At 65.4% G+C, this 25,319-nt stretch carries 22 protein-coding genes; 18 read left to right on the top strand and 4 right to left on the bottom strand.

The genetic code is table 11. From position 1 onward, the window contains the following. Positions 1-48: 48 nt before the first annotated feature. The gene (locus J4D28_RS28105) at positions 49-2,397 is read right to left on the bottom strand and encodes an acylase (protein WP_103331799.1); all 2,349 of its coding nucleotides are present in this window, start codon (positions 2,395-2,397) and stop codon (positions 49-51) included. 305 nt (positions 2,398-2,702) lie between these two features. Between J4D28_RS28105 and J4D28_RS28100 the strand changes: the two genes are divergently transcribed. Next, positions 2,703-3,083, top strand: a complete 381-nt coding sequence (locus tag J4D28_RS28100) for a hypothetical protein (RefSeq protein ID WP_009048837.1) — start codon at positions 2,703-2,705, stop codon at positions 3,081-3,083. Positions 3,084-3,102: 19 nt separating this feature from the next. On the opposite strand, the gene J4D28_RS28095 is transcribed toward J4D28_RS28100, so the two are convergent. After that, complete coding sequence (locus J4D28_RS28095) at positions 3,103-3,291, bottom strand: hypothetical protein (protein WP_007928588.1); 189 nt, start codon at positions 3,289-3,291, stop codon at positions 3,103-3,105. A gap of 197 nt (positions 3,292-3,488) precedes the next feature. On the opposite strand from J4D28_RS28095, the gene J4D28_RS30545 reads away from it, so the two are divergent. Beyond that, complete coding sequence (locus tag J4D28_RS30545; RefSeq protein WP_009048836.1) at positions 3,489-3,620, top strand: hypothetical protein; 132 nt, start codon at positions 3,489-3,491, stop codon at positions 3,618-3,620. A gap of 92 nt (positions 3,621-3,712) precedes the next feature. Here the strand turns inward: J4D28_RS30545 and J4D28_RS28090 are convergent, their stop codons facing one another. Continuing rightward, positions 3,713-4,630, bottom strand: a complete 918-nt coding sequence (locus J4D28_RS28090) for a LysR family transcriptional regulator (protein ID WP_009048835.1) — start codon at positions 4,628-4,630, stop codon at positions 3,713-3,715. Between the two features lie 119 nt (positions 4,631-4,749). On the opposite strand from J4D28_RS28090, the gene J4D28_RS28085 reads away from it, so the two are divergent. Then, the gene (locus tag J4D28_RS28085; protein ID WP_103331798.1) at positions 4,750-5,745 is read left to right on the top strand and encodes an aldo/keto reductase; all 996 of its coding nucleotides are present in this window, start codon (positions 4,750-4,752) and stop codon (positions 5,743-5,745) included. 61 nt (positions 5,746-5,806) lie between these two features. Here J4D28_RS28085 and J4D28_RS28080 read toward each other — a convergent pair whose 3' ends face one another. Then, on the bottom strand, positions 5,807-6,337 hold the full coding sequence (locus J4D28_RS28080; RefSeq protein ID WP_016704757.1) for a hypothetical protein: 531 nt from the start codon (positions 6,335-6,337) through the stop codon (positions 5,807-5,809). 528 nt (positions 6,338-6,865) lie between these two features. On the opposite strand from J4D28_RS28080, the gene J4D28_RS28075 reads away from it, so the two are divergent. The 15 genes from J4D28_RS28075 to J4D28_RS28005 form a co-directional block, all read left to right on the top strand. Continuing rightward, complete coding sequence (locus J4D28_RS28075) at positions 6,866-7,321, top strand: SRPBCC family protein (RefSeq protein WP_009048832.1); 456 nt, start codon at positions 6,866-6,868, stop codon at positions 7,319-7,321. A 122-nt stretch (positions 7,322-7,443) separates the two neighbouring features. After that, complete coding sequence (locus tag J4D28_RS28070) at positions 7,444-9,276, top strand: copper resistance system multicopper oxidase (protein ID WP_009048831.1); 1,833 nt, start codon at positions 7,444-7,446, stop codon at positions 9,274-9,276. Then, a complete protein-coding gene (locus tag J4D28_RS28065) occupies positions 9,273-10,202 on the top strand; it encodes a copper resistance protein B (RefSeq protein ID WP_016704756.1) in 930 nt (309 codons plus the stop codon). The genes J4D28_RS28070 and J4D28_RS28065 overlap by 4 nt, the downstream gene beginning before the upstream one ends. A gap of 57 nt (positions 10,203-10,259) precedes the next feature. Further along, complete coding sequence (copC, locus tag J4D28_RS28060; protein WP_009048829.1) at positions 10,260-10,643, top strand: copper homeostasis periplasmic binding protein CopC; 384 nt, start codon at positions 10,260-10,262, stop codon at positions 10,641-10,643. A 3-nt stretch (positions 10,644-10,646) separates the two neighbouring features. Next, positions 10,647-11,561 (top strand): copper homeostasis membrane protein CopD, encoded by a 915-nt coding sequence (gene copD / locus J4D28_RS28055; RefSeq protein WP_103331797.1) that lies wholly within the window; start codon positions 10,647-10,649, stop codon positions 11,559-11,561. A gap of 363 nt (positions 11,562-11,924) precedes the next feature. Next, a complete protein-coding gene (locus tag J4D28_RS28050) occupies positions 11,925-12,374 on the top strand; it encodes a DUF411 domain-containing protein (protein ID WP_016704754.1) in 450 nt (149 codons plus the stop codon). Then, positions 12,371-12,808, top strand: coding sequence for a YqaA family protein (locus J4D28_RS28045; protein ID WP_103331796.1), 438 nt, complete (start codon positions 12,371-12,373; stop codon positions 12,806-12,808). Before J4D28_RS28050 ends, J4D28_RS28045 begins: the two co-directional genes overlap by 4 nt. 133 nt (positions 12,809-12,941) lie before the next feature. Further along, the gene (locus J4D28_RS28040) at positions 12,942-13,967 is read left to right on the top strand and encodes an alpha/beta fold hydrolase (RefSeq protein WP_103331795.1); all 1,026 of its coding nucleotides are present in this window, start codon (positions 12,942-12,944) and stop codon (positions 13,965-13,967) included. A gap of 22 nt (positions 13,968-13,989) precedes the next feature. Then, positions 13,990-14,943, top strand: coding sequence for a D-2-hydroxyacid dehydrogenase family protein (locus tag J4D28_RS28035; RefSeq protein WP_016704751.1), 954 nt, complete (start codon positions 13,990-13,992; stop codon positions 14,941-14,943). A gap of 487 nt (positions 14,944-15,430) precedes the next feature. Next, a complete protein-coding gene (gene glgA, locus J4D28_RS28030) occupies positions 15,431-16,999 on the top strand; it encodes a glycogen synthase GlgA (RefSeq protein ID WP_053268952.1) in 1,569 nt (522 codons plus the stop codon). Between the two features lie 14 nt (positions 17,000-17,013). Continuing rightward, positions 17,014-18,810 carry a malto-oligosyltrehalose trehalohydrolase gene (treZ, locus tag J4D28_RS28025; protein WP_103331794.1) on the top strand — a complete coding sequence of 599 codons (1,797 nt, stop codon included), beginning with the start codon at positions 17,014-17,016 and terminating at the stop codon, positions 18,808-18,810. After that, entirely contained in the window at positions 18,807-20,888 is a 2,082-nt protein-coding gene (gene malQ / locus J4D28_RS28020) for a 4-alpha-glucanotransferase (RefSeq protein WP_103331793.1), read from the top strand. Before treZ ends, malQ begins: the two co-directional genes overlap by 4 nt. Then, positions 20,885-23,671: a malto-oligosyltrehalose synthase gene (locus tag J4D28_RS28015; protein ID WP_103331792.1), complete on the top strand. Its 2,787-nt coding sequence runs from the start codon at positions 20,885-20,887 to the stop codon at positions 23,669-23,671. The genes malQ and J4D28_RS28015 overlap by 4 nt, the downstream gene beginning before the upstream one ends. A 21-nt stretch (positions 23,672-23,692) precedes the next feature. After that, positions 23,693-24,028 carry a DUF2934 domain-containing protein gene (locus J4D28_RS28010; RefSeq protein WP_009048819.1) on the top strand — a complete coding sequence of 112 codons (336 nt, stop codon included), beginning with the start codon at positions 23,693-23,695 and terminating at the stop codon, positions 24,026-24,028. Between the two features lie 113 nt (positions 24,029-24,141). Then, positions 24,142-25,319, top strand: a 1,178-nt coding sequence (locus tag J4D28_RS28005) for a glycogen-debranching protein (RefSeq protein ID WP_258537394.1), incomplete at its 3' end; no start/stop codon positions are given.

The following is a 25,319-nucleotide window of genomic DNA, read 5'->3' as shown; positions in this document are numbered from 1 at the left end:
CGCTACCCTCGCGGGTGCGGCCTGCGCTTGATGCCCGGTTGAACGCGCTTACTGGGTCGCGAGCTTGCGCAACCGATCGTCCACTTCGTGAATCACCTGCAAGCGGTACTGCGGGTCCGCCTGGATCTGCTGCTCGGTGAACGGCAACACACGCCACTGCTTCTTCGAGAACGCCTCGGTCTGGTCCCGCGAGTACGGCGACGCCGGGTCGCTGGACAGCGAGAACGCCAGCAGGCCCTGGGCATGCGGGCCCTGGTCATCGAAGGTCACCACTTGCAGGTAGCTGGTGCCGCTGACCACCTCACGCTTGCCGTCGGCCGCGGGGACGCTCTGGATCGCGTTGTACACGCCCAGGCTGGCCGGGCCGCCATGAATCGGCGTCTGTTGGCCGCCGCTGCTGACCACCTGGATATCGCCCCAACGGCTGTCGGCCTTCAGGCCCGACTCGGCCACCTGTTGCACCGAAGCCAGCATCGCCTCGCGCAGCGCCTTGGCCACCTGCGGCCGGTCGATCGCCAGGCCACGCGGCGTGTGCTGCGGGTCCCGGGCATCGAAGGCCACGCGCCAACGGTCGTCGACCGCCTCCAGCTGTTCCATGACGTTCTGGAAATGCACCAGGCCCAATCCGCTTTGCAGGTTGGCGCTGCGGTCCCAGGCCTTGAGGCTGGCGCACAGCGGCGCCAGGGCCCGGGCATCGCTGCCCAGGTCGGCGGCACAGAACTGCAACAGGTCCGGCATCACCTGCCCGGCCTGGTACACCTGGTCGTCCATCACCATGTGCTTGAGGTCGGCAGCGCTCAGCCGTTCGGCCTGGCCCGTGCCGATCAGGCGATTCAGGGCAAAACGCGCGCGCTGCCCCAGCGGCAGGTCCTGCTGGCTGATCAGCGGCGAGAAACCTTGCAGCGGCGCGGCCGGATTGACCATCCACGCCGAGTCGTTGGAGTTCTGCACGTAATCGCCGCGCAGCAGTTGCGGCAGCTGGCTGGCCGGGTAGATGCCCTTTTGCGCGGCAGCCGGGTCGATGTCCCAGGCGCAGGCCGCGCGGGAACCGTCGAGAATAATCAGCTGGGTGCCGATCCGCGGGTCGCTGCAACGCGCGAGTTTTTCCGCGCTGACGTTGGGCACCACCGACTGGTTCATGTACAGGGCCTGGCCCTGATCATCCACCGCCAGGGTATTGACCCAGGGAATACCCTGCAGCTGATGCACCGACGCTTGCAGCTCCTTGAGGCTGTGGGCCTGGTTCATCGCGTACCACTGTTGCAACACCCGGTCGTTTTCCAGGTTGGCGTCGCGCAGGCTGTAGGCGAAGCGGTTGTCCCAGTCCAGCTTGCCGGGCCACTGCACCAGCGGGCCGAATTGCGAGCTGTAGACGCTATGGCTGACAGTGGTGAGCTGGCCGTCCTCACCCTTCACCTTGACGCTGAGCGTCTGTTTGTCCAGCGGCAGGGACTGGCCGTCGAGCAGGTAGCGGGTCGGATCCTTGGGGTCCAGTTGCAGGCGGTACAGGGTGAAGTGCTTGGAGGTGTCCACCGTGTGGGTCCAGGCCAGGTGCTGGCTGAAACCGATATTGATCATTGGCAGGCCGGGCAAGGCGGCGCCCATGACATCCAGCTTGCCGGGAATGGTCAGGTGCATCTGGTAGAAACGCATGCCGCCCACCCACGGGAAATGCGGGTTGGCCAGCAGCATGCCGCGGCCATTGAACGAGCGCTCGCGCCCCACGGCCACCGCGTTGCTGCCGCGGTCCAGGGCGAAACGCTGGCCGCGGGCATCCGCCTGGGCGAAGACCTGGGCCGATTGTTTCAGCTGCGCCGTGGCCGATGGCGGTGTCGCGCCCACCAAGGCTTCGGCGAACTGGCCGACGCCGCCTTCCACCAACAGCCGACGCGTAAGCTTGACCAGGTCCAGGGCGGTCAACGGCCGTAACCAGTCACCCTGGCACTGCTCGGGCAGGCCCTGGGCCCGGCGCTCGGCCAGGGAGCGGTTATAGCCGGCGACATACCCTTCGATCAGTTGCCGCACCTGCGGCGTCTGCGCCTGCCAGAAGCCGAACACCGCCTGGGGCGTGTTCAGCCAGTTGAAGAACAGGTCGCTGGCGAGGTTTTCCCGTTGCTCGACGGTCTGTTGCTGCGGGCCGAAGTACTTCGAGCGCTCGCCATTGACCGTCAGCACTTCGTTGGCCAGCAGGCACAGGTTGTCCTGGGCGTAGGCATAGCCGATGCCATAACCCAGCCCGCGTTCGTCGGCGGCGCGAATATGCGGGACACCAAAACCGGTACGGCGAATATCGGCACTCGCCTCGCCGCCCTGTACCTCGCGTCCCTGAGCCCCCAGGCTCAACCCGAGAAACAAACCCGCAAGGCAAAACCTGGGCAACTGCCTGGAAATAATCACGCCGACTCCTGATCGAAAAAACGCAGAACCCGAGCTGGCGCGAGATGCGGCACAAGGACACGGATTCCAGCCTGGAAAGGACGGCGCCGCCCGGCATCAGCCAAGGCCCGCCTGCCCTTACAGACGAAACCGCCACGGAAAATTTAGCGGCTCGGCGCCAGGCGCGGATCGCCCGCCGACCTGGCGACGACAAAGGCCTGACAAATTTTCTACATCTGATTCCTCATGATTTGCGCGGCTCATTCGTCTAGTTATATGAGAGCACCCGTCATTTTCCTGATCAGGCTCTGAAAAGGAGTTTTTGCATGTACGACCCGCAACTGCCAACGGATGGCCACACCGCACAACCCGCGTCCTCCCTGAACGCCGGCGCCGGTGTCTTCGGCAAGCAAGCCGAGCGCAACCGCAACGAACGCATCAGGCACCTGCTCAAGAGCTTCGGCCTGCGCACCAGCCTGATTCGCCTGAAAGTCATCGATGCCTTGCTGCAGGCAGCCGAAAACCAGCGCGCCCTGGGGGTGCGTGGCATTCACAGTCATTTGCTGGAGCTGGATATCCCGCTGTCGTTCCTCAGCGTGCGCGAGGTGTTGAAACGGCTGTGCAGCGAAGGCGTGATCACCCTCAATGCAGACAAGAGCTTCAGCCTGCATCAACAGGCTGAAGCCATACTCGACGGCCGCGACTGAGGCCGTCGGGGGGTGTCTCTCAAGGCTTGACCTTGCGCCGCATCACGCCATTGATCACGACCACGGTCACCGCCACGCCAATGGCGATGTACTGGAACATTTTCTCGGTGATCATCCCGGCGTTCTGCAGGTAAGAAAGGCCAAGCATGATTCCCAGTACCACCAGGGAAATCACAATCGAATAGATCAAGCGTTGCTTCTGGGTCATTGCGGGTTCCTGAATCTGTAAAGTGCGGCCTGAAAATGCCGCCTGAAAATGTATCGATTCTGTATCGAAACAGATGCCAAACGCCTACCGAGAATCGGGGATGGGCGCGGGTAAACGGGGTCTCATGTTACAGCCGCCGAAAAGTTTTCGCTGCATCGCGGCGGTTAAAACCCCAAGAGCCCTTTGAGGACTGCACGATGTTCCGTCGAATCACCTGGCTGATTCCCCTGCTGGCGATGCTGACCCTGTCCGGCTGCATCATCTTCCCTCACGACGGCTGGCATCACCGCCATTACGACGGCGGCCCCGGCTACCACTACCCTCGCTAAGTCACCCAGCCCGCCAGTATTTCCCCCTTGTAACCCCACCACGAAATTGCCCGACGCCCGCCTCGCCGCGGGCGTCTGTCTTTACTGTCGAGCTACGCCAGCCGGGTGTTGTGAATCCCCGGCTGGGCGAACAGTTCCACCAGCCAGTCGACGAACACCCTGACCCGCGTCGACAGGTGCCGGTGCGGCGGGTACAGCGCGCTCAACGGCATCCTGGGTGGCGGGATGTGCCGGAGCACCTCGATCAGCCGACCTTCGGCCAACTGCTGGGCGACATGGTAATAAGGCGTCTGCACCAGCCCGTAGCCCGCCTCGCAGGCGGCCAGGTAACCATCGGCGCTGTTGACCGACACCTGCTTGGGCAGCTCCGGCAACAGCACCTGGCCCTGCACCTCGAACTCCAGCCCATAACGCTTGCCGCTGACGCTGGAGAAGTATTCGATCATCTGATGCCCGGCCAGGTCGTCCAGGCTCTGCGGCACACCGCGCTGGCGCAGGTAGGCGGGACTGGCGCACGTCACCTGCTCCAGCGCCAGCAACGGCCGGGCCACCAGTGAATCGTCAAGGCACAGGCCACCGCGCAACACACAGTCCACCCCTTCGCGGATCAAGTCCACCGGCCGGTCGTTGAGGCCGATTTCCAGGTCGATCAACGGATAACGCTCGGAGAACGCCGGCAGCGCCGGGATCACCACCAGCCGCCCGATCCCCGCCGGCATGTCGATGCGCAAGGTGCCGCGCGGGTTGTGCCGCGCCACGGAAAACACCGCTTCGGTTTCCTCGAGGTCGGCCAGCAGCCGCACGCAACGCTGGTAATAGGCGGCGCCGTCCAGGGTCGGCGTGACCTGGCGGGTGGTGCGCAACAGCAGTTGCACGCCCAGATGCGCCTCCAGCTGCTTGATCAACACCGTCACCGAAGCCCGGGGCATCTGCAGGCTGTCGGCGGCCTTGGCGAAACCGCCGAGGTCGACGATACGGGTGAACACACGCATGGCGTTAAAACGGTCCATTGGCTTGGCCTGTCACGGATTATTTAGAAATAACGAATAGTGATAGCGCTTTTAGCCGGTTTATCTTGTTTTTGTCGAGGAGAACAATGGCCGCCACATCATCCAACGGAGCTTCTCCTATGCAAACCCGTCAACTGGGCAAGAACGGCCCGCAGGTATCCGCCATCGGCCTTGGCTGCATGGGCATGACCGACTTCTACACCACCGGCACCGATACCAAGGAGGCCACCGCCACCTTGCATCGCGCCCTGGAGCTGGGGATCAACCTGCTGGACACCGCCGACATGTACGGGCCCCACAGCAACGAAATCCTGATCGGCCAGGCGATCCGCGGCAAACGCGACCAGGTGTTCCTGGCCAGCAAATTCGGCATCGTCCGCGACCCGGGCGACCCGGCGGCGCGCGGAGTGAACGGCCGCCCCGACTACATTCGCCAGGCGATCGACGGCACCCTGCAGCGCCTGGGCGTGGAAACCCTGGACCTGTATTACCAGCACCGCATCGACCCGGACGTGGCCATCGAGGAAACCGTCGGCGCCATGGCCGAGCTGGTACAGGCCGGCAAGGTTCGCTACCTGGGCCTCAGCGAAGCCTCGGCGGCAACGCTGGAGCGGGCCCACAAGGTGCATCCGATCAGCGCCCTGCAAAGCGAATATTCGTTGTGGAGCCGCGACCAGGAAGACAACGGCTGCCTTGCGGCCTGCCAACGCCTGGGCATCGCCTTTGTGCCCTACAGCCCACTGGGGCGAGGCTTTCTCACCGGCGCCCTGAAGAGCCCGGAAGATTTCGCCGCCGACGACTACCGGCGTTTCAGCCCACGCTTCCAGGGCGAGAACTTCACCAAGAACCTGCTGCTGGTGGAACAGGTCAAGCAACTCGCGGTGGCCAAGGGCATCACCACCGGGCAACTGGCCCTGGCTTGGGTGCTGGCGCAGGGTGATTACCTGATCCCGATTCCGGGCACCAAGCAACGCAAGTACCTGGAAGAGAACGTCGCCGCGCTGCAGGTCCACCTCAGCGCCGATGAACTGCTGGCCCTGGAGCGGATCTTCAGCCCCGACGCCACCGCCGGCGAGCGTTACCCGCAAGCGGTGATGGCCCTGCTCGACCGATAAACAGCCGGCCACAAAAAAGGCCCTCGACCGGTTGATCGGTCGAGGGCCTTTGTTGGTCGCCTCACGCCTTGGCGGAGTGATTCTTGTCGGTCACCGTGGTGCCGTTGCCCTTGCCGTAGCTTTGCAGGTTCTGCAGCACGTAGATGGCTTTCTTGTACTCGGGGATCAGGTAGCTGGCGTACTTGTTGCCCTTGAGGTTGTTGGTCTGGATGTTGTCCAGCTGGATCGCGAAGTACTCCAGGGCGTTGAACTTGGCATCCGGGTCGGACTGCACGCCGAAGCGGTCGAACTTGTCGCCGGCGTTGAGCAGGGTCATCGCCGTCACATCGCTGATCAGGCCCTTCTGCTTGAGGAAGGTGCTCATGTTGCCCAGTTGCTTGGCGCTGATGTTCTCCGGATCGAACCCCTTGATCTGCTTGTGCAGCTTCATTTCGTCCATCTTGAACACGTTCAGCGCCAGCGGGTTCTGGCCGACCAGGGCCAGCATCTGCTTGACCTTGACGCTCTGGCTGACCGGCTTGCCCCGGGTGCCAGTGTCCTGCACCAGCAGACCGGCTTTGCTGGTCCAGCCGCCGACATATCCAATTGTCATAAAAGACTCCTGTGTACGGGTTTTTCCATAGCCTTATATCCACTTGCACAGCCAACTAGAGGGTTGCGCAAGTTCAACTAATAAGCGTCTGAAAAGCCTGATTGAGGGAAACGATGCCCGTGAGTATCGGCGCGCCAGAGCACCTCTCCAATAAATATTTCGGCTTTTTACAATTTTTGTACATTTCCGATACAAATGCCTGGAAGCCACGGTTTTGCTAGCTGAAACAATTGTTTAACAATCCAGCCCATGACAACTAAGCGACAACTTATGGGCATTAATGTACCGAATGGTTAGTTGTGACCAAGTATTCTTAAGAGCATTCATGACGCCATCTTGCAGGGATCTTCCACGACATTGCTGCGCAACGACCCGACTGTGCATGACGCCCTTCCTTTACAACGGGAAAAGCCTTGCATCGCCCTCTTGACGAGCTACCTCGAAATCCGCTGAACGGCTGATTTGCGCGCCTCCATGGCAGGCGCGCGGGCAACTATATTTGATGCTCCTACTGCAAGGAGGTGCATCATGGAACAACGTCAGCAGCACCTTTTGGACGAGCTCATCTTCCATGAGCTCTACATCGACGCGCCGATCGATACCGTCTACTACTACGTGACTCAGCCGGATCGCTGGCACGAGTGGCATCCCGCTTCCCTGCGCGCCGACACCGGCCTGGCTGGCTCGTTGCCGGCGGGGCATCGCTTCAGCAAAACCATCGATCTGCTCGGCCTGCAGATCCACATGAGTTGCCGGGTACTGGTCGCGGTATTTCCCAAGGAGTTCAAGATCGTCTTCAGTTCTCCGCCAGCAGACGGCTCGATCCACTATCAGTTGTGCAAATACGGGGATGGAACCCTGTTCAAGCGCACCCTGCATTACTGCTCCGACCTCAACCTGGTCAGCCTGCGCCCGCGTATCGAGCACTTGTCCCAACTGGCCATGGTCAACCTCAAGCGCAACCTGGAAAAGATCGCCCACTGATCCGGCAACGGGTGGCGCCGCGCTGGCTGACAAATCTGTAATCTTCACCTCAGTTTTCTGACAGGCCGCGCCGCTTAAGGTCGTCTCATACCTGACCAGCAGGATCGAGGGAGCCTTGGGGCATGCATGTAAAACCCACACGACGCAGTTTTATCAAGGGCCTGGCCGCCGGTGGCGTACTGGCCGGCACCGGGCTGTGGCAACAGCCGCTCTGGGCACGCAGCGAGGACGGCCAGCTGCCCGCCCTCAGCGGCCAGCAGTTCGACCTGTTCATCGGTGAATCCCAGGTCAACTACAGCGGCACCTCGCGCACCGCGATGACCATCAACGGCGGCCTGCCCGGCCCGCTGCTGCGCTGGCGCGAGGGCGACACCGTGACCATCCGGGTGCGCAACCGCCTCAAGGAGGACACCTCGATCCACTGGCACGGCCTGATCCTGCCGGCCAACATGGACGGCGTGCCGGGCCTGAGCTTCCACGGCATCGCCCCCGACGGCCTCTACGAATACCGCTTCAAGGTCCGGCAGAACGGCACCTACTGGTACCACAGCCACTCGGGGTTGCAGGAGCAGGCCGGGGTCTACGGGCCACTGGTGATCGAGGCCCGCGAGCCGGAACCCTTCCAGTACGACCGCGACTACGTGGTGATGCTCAGCGACTGGAGCGACGAGGCGCCCGAACGGCTGATGCACATCCTGAAAAAGCAGCCCGGCTACTACAACTTCCACAAGCGCACGGTCGGTGATTTTATCGAGGACGTCAGCCGCGACGGCTGGGCGGCCACCCTCGCCGATCGCAAGATGTGGGCGCAGATGAAAATGACCCCCACCGACCTGGCGGACGTCAGCGGCTATACCTACACCTACCTGATCAACGGCCAGAGCCCCGGCGGCAACTGGACCGGGCTGTTCAAGCCCGGCGAAAAGCTGCGCCTGCGCCTGATCAACGGCTCGGCCATGAGCTACTTCGACCTGCGCATTCCCGGCCTGAAGATGACCGTGGTCGCCGCCGACGGCCAATACGTGCAGCCGGTCAGCGTCGATGAGCTGCGCATCGCCGTGGCGGAAACCTACGACGTGCTGGTCGAGCCCGGCTCGCAGGAAGCCTACACCCTGTTCGCCCAGGCCATGGACCGCAGCGGCTACGCCCGCGGCACCCTGAGCCAGCGTCCGGGGCTGAGCGCGACCGTGCCGCCACTCGACCCGCGGCCGCTGATCAGCATGGCCGACATGGGCATGGATCACGGCAGCATGGCTGGCATGGACATGGGCGCCATGCCCGGCATGGATCATGGCCAGATGCAAGGCATGGACCACAGCCAGATGCAGGGCATGGATTCCAGCAACATGGCCGGTATGGACCACAGCGGCATGGCCGGCATGTCAGGCATGGACCACGGCGCCATGGGTGGCGCCATGCAAAGCCACCCGGCCTCGGAAGACGGCAACCCGCTGGTGGACATGCAGACCATGAGCCCGACGCCGAAGCTCGCCGACCCAGGCATCGGCCTGCGCAATAACGGGCGCCGGGTGCTGACCTACGCCGACCTGCGCAGCACCTTCGAAGACCCGGACGGGCGCGAACCGAGCCGCACCATCGAACTGCACCTGACCGGGCACATGGAGAAATTTTCCTGGTCGTTCGACGGCATCAAGTTCAGCGATGCCGAGCCCCTGCGCCTGACCTATGGCGAGCGGGTGCGCATCACCCTGGTCAACGACACCATGATGACCCACCCCATCCACCTGCACGGCATGTGGAGCGACCTTGAAGACGAACAGGGGCGCTTCCTGGTGCGCAAGCACACGATCGACATGCCGCCGGGCAGCAAGCGCAGTTACCGGGTGACCGCCGATGCCCTGGGGCGCTGGGCCTATCACTGCCACCTGTTGTTCCACATGGAGATGGGCATGTTTCGCGAAGTACGAGTGGACGAAGCCGGGAGCGCCGCATGATGCCGAAAAACGCCTTGACCCTGTTCGCCGCCCTGCTCGGCCTCAGCGCCGGGCCACTGCAGGCCGCCGAAAGCATGGATCACTCCAGCATGGATCATTCGTCCATGCCGGCCTCCGCCATGCCAGGCAACCCGATGCCGGGCATGGACCACAGCCAGATGACCGGCATGGACGGCGAACCCTTGCAGACCATGGAACCCGCGGCGCCCACCCAAAGCCGCACGCCGATCCCGGTACTCACCGATGCCGACCGCCGCGCCGCCTTCCCGCCGATGGCCGGCCATGGCGTGCACGACAAGGCGATCAACTCGCTGTGGCTGGTCGACCGCCTGGAATACCAGGACGCCGATGATGGCAGTGCCCTGGCCTGGGAAATGAACGGCTGGATTGGCGGCGACATCGACCGGCTGTGGCTGCGCAGCGAGGGCGAGCGCACTAACGGCCGGACCGAAAACGCCCAGGTCGAAGCGCTCTGGGGCCATGCCATCGGCCCCTGGTGGGATGTGGTCAGTGGCGTGCGCCAGGACTTCAAGCCCGGCGCGCCGCAGACCTGGGCCGCCCTCGGGCTGCAAGGCATGGCCCTGTACAACTTCGAAAGCCAGGCCACCGCCTACCTCGGCGAAGGCGGCCAGAGTGCCCTGGGGCTCCAGGCCGAATACGACATCCTGCTGACCAACCGTCTGATCCTGCAGCCCAACGCGGAGGTCAGCCTGTACGGTAAGAACGACCCGCAACGCGGCATTGGCTCGGGGCTCTCCTCGCTGGAAGCCGGCCTGCGCCTGCGCTACGAGCTGCACCGCCAGTTCGCGCCCTACGTCGGCGTGACCTGGAGCCGCAGCTACGGCAAGACCGCGGACTACGCCCGTGAAGAAGGCGAAGACAGCAGCGAAGCCCGCCTGGTGCTCGGTGTGCGCCTGTGGTTCTGACCTCCCTTCAATAGATAACTAAAAACATCACGCGGCCAATGCCGCCTGGAGCCTTGCATGTCCTACCTCAAGCATCTCGCCATTGCCGTCACTTTCGGTGCCGGCCTGACCCTCGCCGGCGTCGCCCAGGCGCACCCCAAGCTGCTGGCCTCGACCCCGGCCGAAGGCGCCAAGGGCGCGGCACCGGCGAAGATCGAACTGCAATTCTCGGAACCCCTCACCACCAAGTTTTCCGGGGCCCGATTGCTAATGACCGGCATGCCCGGGATGAGCCACGCACCGATGCCGGTCAAGGCCAGCGTGGCCGGCGGCAGCGATCCGAAAAGCATGATCATCAGCCCCGCCACCCCGCTACCGAAGGGCAGCTACAAAGTCGAGTGGCGGGCGGTGTCCGCCGACACCCATCCGATCACCGGCAACCTGACCTTCGAAGTCAACTGAGCCATGGGCGAACTCATCAACGTCGCCCTGCGTTTTGCCCTGTACCTCGACCTGATGCTGCTGTTCGGCCTGGCACTGTTCGGCCTTTACGGGCTGCGTGGCGCGCAGAGCCGCCGGCGTTTTCGCCGGCCTCTGGCGACCACCCTGGTGCTGGGCGTGCTGCTGTCGGGCGCCGCGCTGCTGCAACTGGTGCTGTCGATGAGTGGCGCCACCCGCCTGGCCGAACTGGACCCGGCGCTGGTGCCCGTGCTGGTGCTGGAAACCGATGTCGGCCAAAGCTGGCTGCTGCGCCTGGCGGCGTTGCTGCTGGCGGGCGTGCTGCTTCTGTTCAGCAGTGGCTGGCCGAGATTTACCCTCTACGGCCTGATTCTGTGCACGGCGACCGCCCTGGCCAGCCTGGCCTGGGGCGGCCACGGGGCGATGAGCGAAGGTGGCCAGCGTTACCTGCACCTGGGCAGCGACATCCTGCATTTGCTGGGCGCCGGCGCCTGGCTGGGGGCCCTGGCGGCTTTCGCCCTGCTGCTGCGCCGTGGCGCCTGCGAAGGCGAACAGCAGGCGGGCCACCTGCTCGATGCCCTGAAGGGGTTTGCCAGCCTGGGCACACTGATCGTGGTCAGCCTGAGCCTCAGCGGGGTGCTCAATTACCTGCTGATCGTCGGCCCGGACCTGGCAACGTTGAGCGCCAGCACCTACGGCCTGCTCCTCAGCCTGAAGGTGGCGGTGTTCGCCAGCATGCTGGTGTTCGCCGCGTTGAACCGCTTCCATCTGGTTCCGCAGCTGGAACAGGCGCTGCACCGGGCCTCGCCCCAGTCGGCCCTGCCCGCCTTGCGTCGCAGCATGCTCCTGGAACTGGCGGCGGCCCTGCTGATTGTCGGCCTGGTGGCCATGCTCGGCATCCTGAGCCCGGCTCCCGAATGAACACGGAAATGATGCGACCGCTATCGCGGGCAAGCCTCGCGCCTACAGAGAATGCACATGCTTGTGTAGGAGCGAAGCTTGCTCGCGATGAACGATAACGCACAGTGCCAGACAAACCGCGGCGCCCCCATCGTGGGCAAGCCTCGCGCCTACAGAGAATGCACATGCTTGTGTAGGAGCGAGGCTTGCCCGCGATGAACGATAACGCGCAGCACCAGACAAACCGCGGCGCCCGGACGACAAGCGCTTGGTATAACGTTGAAACACAAGCGCCGCGCCGCGCTCGAGAAAAGTAGCAAAATACGCCACCCTGTCGGCCCAAGACCGCGCCCCCGAGGCGCCCTGATGATCAAGAGACTCCCTATGCACAACACTCTGCGCCTGGCAGCCCTGTCTGCCCTGCTCGTCGGCTCCCTGGCCCAGGCCGCCGACCTGATCCCCATCGACGTGCACCGCGACGCCAACTGCGGCTGCTGCAAGAAATGGATCGAGCACCTGCAAGCCAACGGCTTCAAGGTCAACGACCATGTCGAAAGCAATATGAGCGAAGTCAAGCAGCGCCTGGGCGTGGCCCCGCGCCTGGCGTCCTGCCACACCGCGGTGATCAACGGCAAATTCGTCGAAGGCCATGTGCCGGCCGACCAGGTGCTGGCCCTGAGCAAACGCGACGACCTGCTCGGCGTCGCCGCCCCCGGCATGCCCATGGGTTCGCCCGGCATGGAAATGGACGGCATGCCCGCCGATGCCTACCAGGTCATCGGCCTGACCAAGGACGGCAAGGACGTGGTGGTCGCGGACTACCCGGCCCATTGATCCTCACCGCCTGCCTCGGCCTGTTCCTGGCGGCCTTCGGCGCCGCCACCCTGCTGCCGCTGCAATCCGAAGCCGTGCTGGTGGGCCTGCTGCTCAACGGCCAGTTCAACCTGTGGTTGCTGCTGGCCGTGGCCACCTTCGGCAATGTCCTCGGCTCCCTGGTGAACTGGTGGCTGGGCCAGCGCCTGGAACGCTACAAGGACCGCCGCTGGTTCCCCGTCGGCCCACGCCATCTGCAAACCGCCCGCAACCATTACCAGCGCTATGGCCATTGGTCCTTGCTGCTGAGCTGGCTGCCGATCATCGGCGACCCGCTGACCCTGGTGGCCGGAGTCATGGGCGAACCGCTCAAACGCTTCCTGCTGGTCGTCACCCTGGCCAAGGGTGCGCGTTATGGCGTGCTGGCCTGGATGACCCTCGGCTGGGTCGGTTGAGCTGACGGGGCCAGCCTCCAGGCTCATAAGCATGACCACGAAGGGAACGTTTCGCCCTGGCGATGGCCTCTGCTTATTAATGTCGCGCTAATCGCGCCGCTCCAGGATCGCCCCATTCTCTCGGAGGTCATGTATGTCCCTAAGCCCCACCCGCTGGAGCCTCACCCGCTGGTTATCCGGCCTGCTGCTGACCGCCGCCCTGCCCGCCCTCGCCGCCGAAGGCCCGGCCTACGGTCCCGAGTTGCAAGGCTTCGACTATCCCTACCCGTTGCAGCACTTTGCCTTCGAGTCCCAGGGCCAGGCCCTGCAGATGGGCTATATGGACGTGCCGGCCAAGGGCACGCCCAACGGCCGCAGCGTGTTGCTGATGCACGGCAAGAATTTCTGCGGCGCGACCTGGGACAGCTCGATCAAGGCCTTGAGCGACGCCGGCTACCGGGTCATAGCCGCAGACCAGATCGGCTTCTGCACCTCCAGCAAGCCCGAGCACTATCAATACAGCTTCCAGCAACTGGCGCAGAACACCCGGCAGCTGCTGGACCGGCTGGGCATCCAGCAGGTCAGCCTGCTGGGCCATTCCACCGGCGGCATGCTGGCTACCCGCTATGCCCTGCAGTACCCCGAGCAGGTGCAGCAACTGGCGCTGGTCAACCCGATCGGCCTGGAAGACTGGAAGGCCCTCGGCGTGCCCTACCGCAGCGTCGACCAGTGGTACGCCCGCGAACTCAAGCTGTCGGCCGAGGGCATCCGCAACTATGAACGCAGCACCTATTACGGCGGCCGCTGGAAGCCGGAATTCGAGCGCTGGGTGGACATGCTCGCCGGCCTCAACCAGGGGCCCGGGCACACGCGAGTGGCGTGGAACTCGGCGCTGATTTACGACATGATCTTCACCCAGCCGGTGTACTACGAGTTCAAGGACCTGAAGATGCCGACCCTGCTGCTGATCGGCACCGCCGACACCACGGCGATCGGCAGCGACATCGCGCCGCCGGCGGTCAAGGCGCGGATCGGCAACTACCAGGTGCTGGGCAAGCAGGTGGCCGGGCTCATCCCGCACTCGACCCTGATCGAGTTCCCGGGCCTGGGCCACGCCCCGCAGATGGAAGAACCGGCGCAATTCCACCAGGCCCTGCTGGGCTGGCTGGCGTCACATTGATGCGTTTTCCCCTGGAGCCTTCATGAGTGTGCAGATCGCGGTAATCGATGATTGGCAGGACGTCGCCCGTGACGTCGTCGACTGGTCGCTGCTGTCGGGCATCGGCCAGGTCAGCTTTATCCATGACTACCCCAGCGACACCGCCGCCATGAGCGAGCGCCTGGCGCCGTTCGAGGTGATCTGCGTGATGCGCGAGCGCAGCCGTTTCGACGCGGCCCTGCTGCGCAGCCTGCCGCGGCTCAAGCTGCTGCTCACCGGCGGCATGCGCAATGCCGCCATCGACCTCGCCGCCGCGGCCAGCCTGGGTATCCAGGTGTGCGGCACCGACAGTTACAAGCACGCGGCGCCGGAGCTGACCTGGGCGCTGATCATGGCCCAGACCCGCAACCTGCTCAGCGAAGCCAGCGCCCTGCGCGCCGGCCTCTGGCAACAGGGGCTGGGCGGCGACCTGCACGGCAAGACCCTGGGCATTCTCGGCCTGGGCAGCATCGGCCAGCGGGTGGCGCAGTTCGGCCAGGTGTTCGGCATGCGGGTGATCGCCTGGAGCGAGAACCTCACCGCCGAGCGGGCCGCGGCGGCCGGCGTGACCTACGTGAACAAGCAGCAGTTGTTCGAACAGGCCGACGTGCTCTCGGTGCATCTGGTGCTCAGCGAGCGCAGCCGCGGTCTGGTGGACGCCCAGGCGCTGGCCTGGATGAAACCCTCGGCGCTGCTGGTCAATACCGCCCGTGGGCCGATCGTCGATGAAGCGGCGCTGATCAGCGCCCTCGAACGCGGGCGCCTGGCCGGCGCGGCGCTGGATGTGTTCGAGCAGGAGCCGCTACCCCTCGACCATCCGTTGCGCCGCCTGCCCAATGTGCTGGCCACGCCCCATGTCGGTTATGTCAGCCAGCAGAACTACCGACAGTTCTTCACCCAGATGATCGAGGACATCCAGGCCTGGGCCGCCGGCCAGCCGATCCGTCAGCTGGGCTGAAACCACCTCGGGCATTGCGCCAGCACTGCCCTGCACCATCATCGGGCGCGGGCGGTTTTTCCCCGCACCGCCTGCTTGCATCCCCCTCACCGTTTTCGCGCCCGTGCCAGAAAACCTCGCCCCCGGCCGGTGCGCGAGACTGCCTTTCGTCGGCTTTATTCCAGGGCAGCGCAACCTTCGCCCCGAGAAAACCTAATCGTCATGCCCGCGCTCTAACTTCTGTCCTAGACTGGAATTCAAAAAGTGACCGGACAGTCACCCCCGAGGAAATAAAGTCGAAACTTTTGGCTCACGCCTTGGGTCAGGTTAAAGGTAGGGCCTTCGCGACTGGTGCAATCCTTGCAACGGCCCCTTCACCCTCTTTGCGTCGACGCATGAGGCTGCGTTCGGCTTTCGCATGTGCAACGTTTTTGTGCCCGGCCACCGGATTGGCCTTTTGACACCGCCGGCAGATGCCAGGAACAGATCAATAAAACGGGAGAAACAGATGACCAGTGCCGTATTGCAAACCCAGGGAAAGCATCCTCTGCCGCTGGCCGGTGAGACGGCCTCCACATCGATTCTCGCCCCAGGTGGCAAGACGTCACTGCCCTTGATCCACCACAACCCCAATCGCAAGAAGGTCCTGTTCGTCACCTCGGAAATCGCCGACCTGGTCAAGACCGGCGGCCTGGGCGACGTCTCGGCGGCCCTGCCCCGCGCCATGGCGCACCTGCACGATGTACGCCTGCTGATCCCCGGCTACCGGCAGGTGATGCACAGCGAAAACCCGATTCATATCATTGGCGAGCTCGGCGGCCACGCGGCCCTGCCGGCCTGCAAGATCGGGCGCATGGACATGCCCGACGGCCTGGTGATCTATGTGCTGATCTGCCCCGAACTCTATGAGCGCGAAGGCACGCCCTACGGCGCCAACAACGGCCGCGACTGGCCGGACAACCATATTCGCTTTGCCCGCCTGGGCCTGGCCGCCGCCGACATCGCCGCCAACCTGGCACAGATCCACTGGTGCCCGGACCTGGTGCACGCCCATGACTGGCCCGCCGGGCTGGCGCCGGCCTATATGCACTGGCGCGGGCAACGCACGCCGACCCTGTTCACCATCCACAACCTGGCGTACCAGGGCGTGGTCAGCCTGGCCTCCTGCCCGGAGCTGGGCATTCCCGAACACGCCCTGCAACAGGAAGGCATGGAGTTCTACGGCAAGCTGTCGTTCCTCAAGGCCGGCATGGCCTACGCCAGCCACATCACCACCGTCAGCGCCACCTATGCCCAGGAAATCACCACCCCGGCCTTCGGCTGCGGGCTTGACGGTTTCCTCGCCAGCAAGACCCAGCAAGGCCTGCTCAGCGGCATCCCCAACGGCATCGACGAAAGCTGGGACGCCGCCACCGATCCGCACCTGTCCACGCCCTTCGCCATCGGCGACTGGCAAGGCAAGGCCGCCAATGCCGCCCATGTACGGCGGATGTTCGGCCTCGACCCCGGCAGCGGTCCGCTGTTCGCCGTGGTCTCGCGCCTGGTCTACCAGAAAGGCCTGGACCTCACCGAAGGCGTGGCCGAGTACATCGTCAAGTCCGGCGGCCAGATCGCCATTATCGGTCGCGGCGAACCGGAAGAAGAACAGGCCATGCGCGCCCTGGCTGCGCGTTTCCCCGGGCGCATCGGGGTGAACATCGGCTTCAACGAAACCGACGCCCGCCGCATGTTCGCCGGCAGCGACTTCCTGCTGATGCCTTCGCGCTACGAGCCCTGCGGCCTGAGCCAGATGTACGCCCAGCGCTTCGGTTCGTTGCCGGTGGCGCGCAATACCGGCGGCCTGGCCGACACCATCGAGAACGGCGTCACCGGCTTTCTGTTCGACGAGTCCACGGTGGCCAGCTACGAAGAGGCCCTGAGCCGCGCCTTCAAGGTGTTCGCCTATCCGCAGTTGCTCAACGCCATGCGCTGCCGGGCCATGGCCGCGCCCTTCAACTGGTGCAAGGCGGTGGAGCCCTACGCCGAACTCTATGAACAGCTGGTGGCCAAGGCCTTGGGAAAATCGGCCAAACCCTGAGAGGGCACCCCAAGATGCCGTCAAGGACACTGGAAACCTGGCCCCACGGCACCGTTCCACTCGATGCCCAGCGCACCCGCTTCGCCCTCTGGGCGCCGGATGCGCAGCACGTCAGCGTCGAACTCGAACACGGTGTGTCGCTGCCCATGCTGCCCCAGGCCAACGGCTGGTTCATGGTCGTCGGCCATTCCCCGCCCGGCACCCGCTACCGCTTCAACATCGACAATGAGATCCGCGTCCCCGACCCGGCATCCCGGGCCCAGGACGGCGATGTCCATGGCCCCAGCCTGGTGGTCGATCCCCGGGCCTATCGCTGGCAGCACCCGCACTGGCAAGGCCGGCCGTGGCACCAGGCGGTGATCTACGAGTTGCATGTGGGGGTGCTGGGCGGTTACCGCGAAGTGAAAAAACACTTGCCGCGCCTGGCCCAGCTGGGCATCACCGCCATCGAGCTGATGCCCCTGGCGGAGTTTCCCGGCGATCGCAACTGGGGCTACGACGGCGTCCTGCCTTATGCGCCGGAAGCCTCCTACGGCTCGCCCGACGACCTCAAGCACCTGATCGACTGCGCCCACGGCCTGGATCTCGCGGTGATGCTCGACGTGGTCTACAACCACTTCGGCCCCGACGGCAACTACCTGCACCACTACGCCAAGGCCTTCTTCAGGGAAGACCGGCATACGCCCTGGGGCGCGGCCATCGACTTCCGCCGCCAGCCGGTACGCGACTTCTTTATCGACAATGCCCTGATGTGGCTGCTGGAGTACCGCTTCGACGGCCTGCGCCTGGACGCGGTGCATGCGATCGACGACCCGGACTTCCTGTCCGAACTGGCGCAGCGGGTACGCCAACGGATCGACCCGGCGCGACAGGTCTGGCTGACCGTGGAAAACGAGTACAACCAGGCCAGCCTGCTGGAGCAGCACTTCGATGCGCAGTGGAACGACGACGGCCACAACGCCCTGCATGTGTTGCTCACCGGCGAAACCGACGCCTACTACGCCGACTTCGCCAAACGCCCCACCGAGAAACTGGCGCGCTGCCTGAGCCAGGGCTTCGCCTACCAGGGCCATGTCACGCGCCACGGCACCGCTCGCGGCGAACCCAGCGGCCACCTGCCGCCCAGCGCTTTCGTGCTGTTTTTGCAGAACCACGACCAGATCGGCAACCGCGCCTTCGGCGAACGCCTGGTGCGCCTGGCCGAGCCACAGGCGTTGCGGGCGGCCACGGTGCTGTTGTTGCTGTCGCCGATGATCCCGCTGCTGTTCATGGGCGACGAGCTGGCGGCGCCGCAGCCCTTCCTGTTTTTCACCAGCCACCACGGCGAACTGGCGGATGCGGTGCGCGAAGGCCGACGCGACGAATTCGCCGCCTTCAGCGCCTTCGCCGATCCGCATAAACGCGAGCAGATTCCCGACCCGAACGCGCCGGACACCTTCCTTGCGTCGAGGCCGCAGGCGGACCCAGCCCAGGGCGAACAGACCCTGGCGCTGTATCGCCAACTGTTGCAACTGCGCCGCGAGCACATCGTGCCCTGCCTGCCCGGCGCCGAAGCCCTGGGCGCCGAGGTGCTGGCCGAGGGCGCCCTGTGTGCCCGCTGGCGCCTGGGCAATGGCCAGGAGCTGCGCATTGACCTCAACCTGAGCCCGCACCAGGTCGAGCAACGGCCACCGAATACCACGCAGCGCCTGTTCGATTACCCGGCCCAGGCGTTCGAACGCTTGCAGCAAGGCTATCTCGCCCCCTATAGCGCACTGGTCAGCCTCGGCGTGGCCGCCCCACTGCCTGACCTTGACGGAGAACGCCCATGAGCGACGCGCAACTGGAAATCCTCGCCAGCCGAGCCGGCCTGGCCGTCGACTGGATCGACGCCAACGGCCGCCCGCAACGGGTCGAGCCGCGGGTGCTGCGAAGCGTGCTGGCCAGCCTCGGCCATCCGGCCGACAACGACCAGCAGATCGAAGCCAGCCTGCGCCAGCTGCTACAGGTGCAACAGAGCCGGCAACTGCCACCGCTGCTGACCGCCGATGCCGGCCAGGGCCTGGACCTGGGGCATTACTTCGCCCCGGACACGCCCTGCGAAATCCACCTGGAAGACGGCAGCGTGCTCAACCTCAAGCTGGACGCCAACTCCATGCTGCCGGGCCTGGTGCCGGTGGGTTACCAGGAGGTGAGCATCGCCGGCCAGCACTTCACCCTGGCCGTGGCGCCCGAGCGCTGCTACAGCGTCGCCGATGCCGTGGACCAGGCCACGCCCCGCGCCTGGGGCCTGAGCGTGCAGCTGTATTCGCTGCGCCGCAGCGGCGATGGCGGTTATGGCGATACCCAGGCACTGGAAGACCTGGTCCGGGTCGCCGGCGAACGGGGCGCCGAGGCCATTGCCATCAGCCCGCTGCATGCCATGTTCAGCAGCGACACCGGACGCTACAGCCCTTATTCGCCGTCCAGCCGGCTGTTTCTCAACAGCCTGTACGCCGCGCCCGGGACCATTCTCGGCGAGCGGGCCTGGCGCAGCGCCATCGACGCCAGTGGCCTGGGGCCGCAGCTGCAACAGCTGGAACAACAGCCGATGGTCGACTGGCCGGTGGCGGCCCAGGCTCGGCAGAAAGTCCTGCGCGCGCTTTATGAAGGTTTCTGCCAGGGCGAACATCCGCTGCACCAGGATTTCGCCAGTTTCCGCCACGCCAGCGGCGAGGCCCTGGAAAACCACTGCCGCTTCGAAGCCATCCAGGCCCAGCGCGCGGCCCGTGGCGAAAGCCTCGACTGGCGCGAATGGCCCGATGCCTGGCGCACCCCGCGCAGCCCGGCGCTGGCACATTTCGCCGTGGAACACGCCAGCGACATCGGCTTTTATGCCTTCTGCCAATGGTTGATCGCCCGTTGCCTGGAGCGCGTGCAGAGCACCGCCCGCAGCAGCGGTATGGGCATCGGCCTGATCGCCGACCTGGCGGTGGGCGCCGACGGCGGCGGCAGCCAGGCCTGGAGCCGCCAGGACGAACTGCTGGCGGCGCTGACCGTCGGCGCGCCGCCGGACATTCTCAATCGCCAGGGCCAGGGTTGGGGCATTTCCGCCTTTTCCCCGGAGGGCCTGGTGCGCAATGGCTTCCATGCCTTTATCGAAATGCTCCGGGCCAACTTCGCCCATGCCGGCGGCCTGCGCATCGACCATGTGATGGGTTTGCAGCGGCTGTGGGTGATCCCCCTCGGCGCCCCGCCCTGCGACGGCGCCTACCTGTATTACCCGGTGGACGACCTGCTGCGCCTGCTGACCCTGGAGTCGCACCGGCACCAGGCGATCGTCCTCGGCGAAGACCTCGGCACGGTGCCCGACGGCCTGCGGGAAAAACTCAGCGCGCGGGCCATGCTCGGCATGCGCGTGCTGCTGTTCGAGCAGGAGCATGGCACGCATTTCCGGCCGATCCTCGACTGGCCGGACAACGCCCTGGCGACCACCAGCACCCATGACCTGCCGACCCTCAACGGCTGGTGGCAGGGCCGCGACATCGACTGGAGCGCGCGCCTGGGCCTGGTGGACGAAAGCGGCGAAACCCATTGGCGCGAACACCGCCAACGCGAACGCGAGGGCCTGCGCCACGCCCTGAGCCGCGATCCGCAGAACTTTCGTGAGGACACTCACGAAGCCGACCAGGTGGTGGACGCCAGCGTGCGCTTCCTCGGCCATACCCGTGCGCCGCTGGTGCTGCTGCCCCTGGAAGACGCCCTGGGCATCGACGAACAGGCCAACCTGCCCGGCACCCTCGACAGCCATCCCAACTGGCGCCGGCGCCTGGCCGGCAGCAGCGCGGCCTTGCTCGACGACCCGGACGCCGCGCGCCGCCTGGAACTGCTGGCCTGCGCCCGGCTGCAGGCCCACGAGCGCGACCGATGAACCAAGCGACGACCCGGCCTGTGCGGGCTACCTTGCGCCTGCAGTTTCATCGCGGCTTCAGCCTCGACGACGCAGTGCCGCTGGTGCCCTACTTCGCCCGCCTGGGCATCAGCCACCTGTACGCGTCGCCGCTGCTGTGCGCCCGCGCCGGCTCGATGCACGGCTACGACGTGGTCGACCCGACCCGGGTCAACCCCGAGCTGGGTGGCGAGGCCGCGCTGGAGCGCCTGGTCCGCAGCCTGCGCCAGCACGACATGGGCCTGCTGCTGGATATCGTCTCCAATCACATGGCGGTCGGCGGCGCGGACAACCCCTGGTGGCAGGACCTGCTGCGCTGGGGGCGCCTGAGCCCCTATGGCGAGTTCTTCGATATCCAGTGGCACTCCCCCGACCCCTTGATGGAAGGCCAGTTGCTGCTGCCGTTCCTCGGCAGCGACTACGGCGTGGCCCTGCAGGAAGGCACGCTGCGGCTGTGCTTCGATGCCGAACGGGGCGAGTTTCATGTCGAGCACTACCAGCATCACTTCCCGATCTGCCCCAGCGACTATGGCGAGCTGCTGCGGGTCCCGGGCGAGCTCGACGCCGAATCGGCCGAGCGCCTCAAGCCACTGGCCGATGCCTTCAGCACCCTGCGCTACCAACCCGACGCCCACACCCAGGCCGAACCCTTGCAGCGGCAATTGCAGGACGCCGCCAGTGCCCCACAGGTCCGCGCGGCCATCGAGCAGCAGCTGGCGCAGTATGACGCGCGCCAGCCGGAGGGCTTCGCCCGCCTGCACGCCCTGCTGGAGCAACAGAGTTATCGCCTGGCCAGCTGGCGCACCGCGGCGGACGACATCAACTGGCGGCGCTTCTTCGACATCAACGAACTGGGTGGGCTGCGGGTCGAGCGCCCGGCGGTGTTCGAGGCCACCCACGGGAAAATCTTCCAGCTGATCGCCGCCGGCCTGGTGGACGGGCTGCGCATCGACCATATCGACGGCCTGGCCGATCCCCGCGGCTACTGCCGCAAGCTGCGGCGCCGGGTCGATGCGCTGCGCCCCGGCCAGCACCTGCCGATCTACGTGGAAAAGATCCTTGGCGCCGGCGAAACCCTGCGTCGCGACTGGGGCGTGGACGGCAGCACCGGCTATGAATTCATGAACCAGCTGTCGCTGCTGCAACACGACCCGCAAGGCGCCGAGCCGTTGGCCGAACTCTGGAGCCGGCACAGCGAACGCCCGGCGGCCTTTCTCGAAGAAGCTCGGCTGGCGCGCCAGCAGTTGCTCAACGGCTCGCTGGCCAGCGACTTCGAAAGCGTGGCCCAGGCCCTGCTGCAAGTGGCGCGCAACGACGTGATGAGCCGCGACCTGACCCTGGGCGCCATCCGCCGCGCCTTGCAGGAACTGATCGTGCACTTCCCGGTGTATCGCACCTACATCGGCGCCTGCGGGCGCTCGGCGGCGGACGAGGCGTTTTTCCAGCAGGCCCTGCAAGGCGCCCGCGACACCCTGGGCGAAGCCGACTGGCCGGTGCTGGCCTACCTGCAACAGTGGCTCGGCGGCCGCGGCTGGCGCCAGCTGCCACCGGGGCGCCAGCGCAAGGTGCTCAAGCATGCCTGCGTGCGCTTCCAGCAATTGACCTCGCCGACCGCGGCCAAGGCGGTGGAAGACACCGCGCTCTATCGCTCGGCGGTGCTGCTGTCGCGCAACGACGTGGGTTTTTCCACCGAGCAGTTCTGCGCCCCGGTGGAAGCTTTCCACGCGGTCTGCCGCGAGCGCCTGGCGACCTTCCCCGACAACCTGCTGGCCAGCGCCACCCACGATCACAAGCGCGGCGAAGATGCCCGCGCGCGCCTGGCGGTGCTCAGCGAACTCACCCCCTGGTACGTCGCACAGGTCGAACACTGGCGCCGCCTGGCCCAGGCCCTGCGCAGCGATCCCCAGGCGCCCGGCGCCGGTGACGAGCTGATTCTCTATCAGGCCCTGCTCGGCAGCTGGCCACTGGAACTGCACAGCGACGACAGCCAGGGCCTGCGGGACTATGCCCGGCGCCTCTGGCAATGGCAGGAAAAAGCCCTGCGCGAAGCCAAGCTGCACAGCAGTTGGGCGGCGGCCAACGAGGCCTATGAAAGTGCGGTCCACCAGTTTATCGAGCGGCTGTTGCTCAGCCCCGAGGGCCTGCCGTTGCGCAGCGCCATAGGCACAGCCGTGCAGCGCATCGCGCCCGCTGGCGCCCTCAACGGCCTGGCTCAATCCTTGCTGCGCATGACCGTGCCCGGCGTGCCGGACCTGTATCAGGGCAACGAGTTCTGGGACTTCAGCCTGGTGGACCCGGACAACCGCCGCCCGGTGGACTTCGCCACCCGACAGCAGGCTCTGGACCCCTGCGGCGAAACCATGGAACTGTTGGCGAATTGGCGCGACGGGCGCATCAAGCAGGCCCTGATCGCCGCCACGCTAGAGCGCCGCGGCGAGTACCCGCAGCTGTTTCGCCGGGGCACCTACCAACCGCTGGAAGTACAGGGCCGACACGCCGACAAGGTGCTGGCCTTCATGCGCGAACACCAGGGCCAGCGCGCCGTGGTGATAGTGCCCAGGCTGGTCGCCGGGCTGCTGGAAAGCGGCGCGCATCCCCGGGTCGACGCGCCGGATTGGGGCGATACGCGAGTGCATCTGCCATTCGCCGCGCCAGGACAAAACCTGAAGGGACTTTTTTCCACGGGGGCAGTCACACCCCACAAGGATCTGATGATCAGCAGCGCATTGCGGGATTTCCCGGTCAACCTCTTCATCCAAACTTGAGTTCAGTTCAGGAGCATTGCGATGAGTACCGACGACAAACGCATTCGTGAGTTCGCCTATCAAATCTGGGAATCGGAAGGCCGGCCCGACGGCCAGGAACACCGGCATTGGGAAATGGCCCGCAAGCTGGCCGAAGCCGAGGCCCTGGCCCCGAGCAAACCACCCAGGGCGACCCGCGCCGCCAGCGCCAAGCCTGGCAAGCCCGCGGCAAAGCCCAAGGCCGTCGCCAAACCCGCGGCGGCGGCACCCCTTGTGCCTCCTGGAGAAAGGACGCCTCCTGGAGAAAAGGTGCCGCCCGGAGGCAAAAGCAGCGCGGCGAAAAAGCCACGAGCACCGCGCAAGCCAGCGGCCAGCTGACGACCTTTCGCCAAGGCGCTCGCGCCACCCTCCACTGCCGGCCTTGCCCATGTGCGTGGCGCGCCCGTGCGCCACAGGGAGCCTGTTCGCCCATCTGATTCCCAGGAGCCTCCATGACCACGTCCAAAACAGCCACCACGCCGAAAACCTCGCCAGCGACCGAACCCTCGCGCATCCGCGAAGGCCTGCCCTTCCCGCTCGGCGCGACCTGGGACGGCCTGGGGGTCAACTTCGCGCTGTTCTCGGCCAATGCCACCAAGGTCGAGCTGTGCCTGTTCGATGCCACGGGCGAAGTCGAACTGGAACGCATCGAACTGCCGGAATACACCGACGAGATCTTCCACGGCTACCTGCCCGACGCCCATCCCGGGCTGATCTACGGCTACCGGGTGCACGGCCCCTACGACCCGGCCAACGGTCATCGCTTCAACCCCAACAAACTGTTGATCGACCCCTATGCCAAGCAACTGGTGGGCGAGCTGAAATGGTCCGAGGCACTGTTCGGCTACACCATCGGGCATCCCGATGCCGACCTCAGTTTCGACGAGCGCGACAGCGCGCCCTTCGTGCCGAAATGCAAAGTGATCGACCCGGCCCACACCTGGGGCCACGATCATCGGGTCAGCGTGCCCTGGGACAAAACGATCATTTATGAGACTCACGTGCGCGGCTTCACCATGCGTCATCCCTCGGTGCCGGAAGCGGTGCGCGGCACCTTCGCCGGGCTGATGGTCGACGATGTGCTGGAGCACATTCGCAAGCTCGGGGTGTCCTCGGTAGAGCTGTTGCCGATCCATGCCTTCGTCAACGACCAGCACCTGCTGCACAAGGGCATGACCAACTACTGGGGCTACAACAGCATCGCCTTCTTCGCCCCCGACCCGCGCTACCTGGCCAGTGGCAAGATCGCCGAATTCAAGGAAATGGTCGCGCACCTGCACGAAGCCGGGCTCGAACTGATACTCGACGTGGTCTACAACCACACCGCCGAGGGCAACGAGCAAGGCCCGACCCTGTCCATGCGCGGCATCGACAATGCCTCCTACTACCGCCTGATGCCCGACGACAAACGCTTCTATATCAATGACTCCGGGACCGGCAACACCCTCGACCTGAGCCACCCCTGCGTGCTGCAGATGGTCACCGACTCGCTGCGCTACTGGGCCACGGAAATGCACGTGGACGGTTTCCGCTTCGACCTGGCGACCATTCTCGGGCGTTATCACGATGGCTTCGACGAGCGCCACAGCTTCCTCGTGGCCTGTCGCCAGGACCCGGTGCTGCGCCAGGT

This window comes from Pseudomonas sp. GW531-T4 (assembly GCF_017349615.1).
GTDB classification, from domain to species: domain Bacteria; phylum Pseudomonadota; class Gammaproteobacteria; order Pseudomonadales; family Pseudomonadaceae; genus Aquipseudomonas; species Aquipseudomonas chlororaphis_I.
The sequence above is the reverse complement of the archived record's forward strand: the minus strand, read 5'-3'. Positions and strand labels throughout refer to the sequence as shown.

Coding starts and splice junctions, on each gene's coding strand:
- J4D28_RS28100 (WP_009048837.1), top strand. CDS start 2,703: ATGTACGACCCGCAACTGCCAACGGATGGCCACACCGCACAACCCGCG.
- J4D28_RS28095 (WP_007928588.1), bottom strand. CDS start 3,291: ATGACCCAGAAGCAACGCTTGATCTATTCGATTGTGATTTCCCTGGTG.
- J4D28_RS30545 (WP_009048836.1), top strand. CDS start 3,489: ATGTTCCGTCGAATCACCTGGCTGATTCCCCTGCTGGCGATGCTGACC.
- J4D28_RS28090 (WP_009048835.1), bottom strand. CDS start 4,630: ATGGACCGTTTTAACGCCATGCGTGTGTTCACCCGTATCGTCGACCTC.
- J4D28_RS28085 (WP_103331798.1), top strand. CDS start 4,750: ATGCAAACCCGTCAACTGGGCAAGAACGGCCCGCAGGTATCCGCCATC.
- J4D28_RS28080 (WP_016704757.1), bottom strand. CDS start 6,337: ATGACAATTGGATATGTCGGCGGCTGGACCAGCAAAGCCGGTCTGCTG.
- J4D28_RS28075 (WP_009048832.1), top strand. CDS start 6,866: ATGGAACAACGTCAGCAGCACCTTTTGGACGAGCTCATCTTCCATGAG.
- J4D28_RS28070 (WP_009048831.1), top strand. CDS start 7,444: ATGCATGTAAAACCCACACGACGCAGTTTTATCAAGGGCCTGGCCGCC.
- J4D28_RS28065 (WP_016704756.1), top strand. CDS start 9,273: ATGATGCCGAAAAACGCCTTGACCCTGTTCGCCGCCCTGCTCGGCCTC.
- copC (WP_009048829.1), top strand. CDS start 10,260: ATGTCCTACCTCAAGCATCTCGCCATTGCCGTCACTTTCGGTGCCGGC.
- copD (WP_103331797.1), top strand. CDS start 10,647: ATGGGCGAACTCATCAACGTCGCCCTGCGTTTTGCCCTGTACCTCGAC.
- J4D28_RS28050 (WP_016704754.1), top strand. CDS start 11,925: ATGCACAACACTCTGCGCCTGGCAGCCCTGTCTGCCCTGCTCGTCGGC.
- J4D28_RS28040 (WP_103331795.1), top strand. CDS start 12,942: ATGTCCCTAAGCCCCACCCGCTGGAGCCTCACCCGCTGGTTATCCGGC.
- J4D28_RS28035 (WP_016704751.1), top strand. CDS start 13,990: ATGAGTGTGCAGATCGCGGTAATCGATGATTGGCAGGACGTCGCCCGT.
- glgA (WP_053268952.1), top strand. CDS start 15,431: ATGACCAGTGCCGTATTGCAAACCCAGGGAAAGCATCCTCTGCCGCTG.
- treZ (WP_103331794.1), top strand. CDS start 17,014: ATGCCGTCAAGGACACTGGAAACCTGGCCCCACGGCACCGTTCCACTC.
- malQ (WP_103331793.1), top strand. CDS start 18,807: ATGAGCGACGCGCAACTGGAAATCCTCGCCAGCCGAGCCGGCCTGGCC.
- J4D28_RS28015 (WP_103331792.1), top strand. CDS start 20,885: ATGAACCAAGCGACGACCCGGCCTGTGCGGGCTACCTTGCGCCTGCAG.
- J4D28_RS28010 (WP_009048819.1), top strand. CDS start 23,693: ATGAGTACCGACGACAAACGCATTCGTGAGTTCGCCTATCAAATCTGG.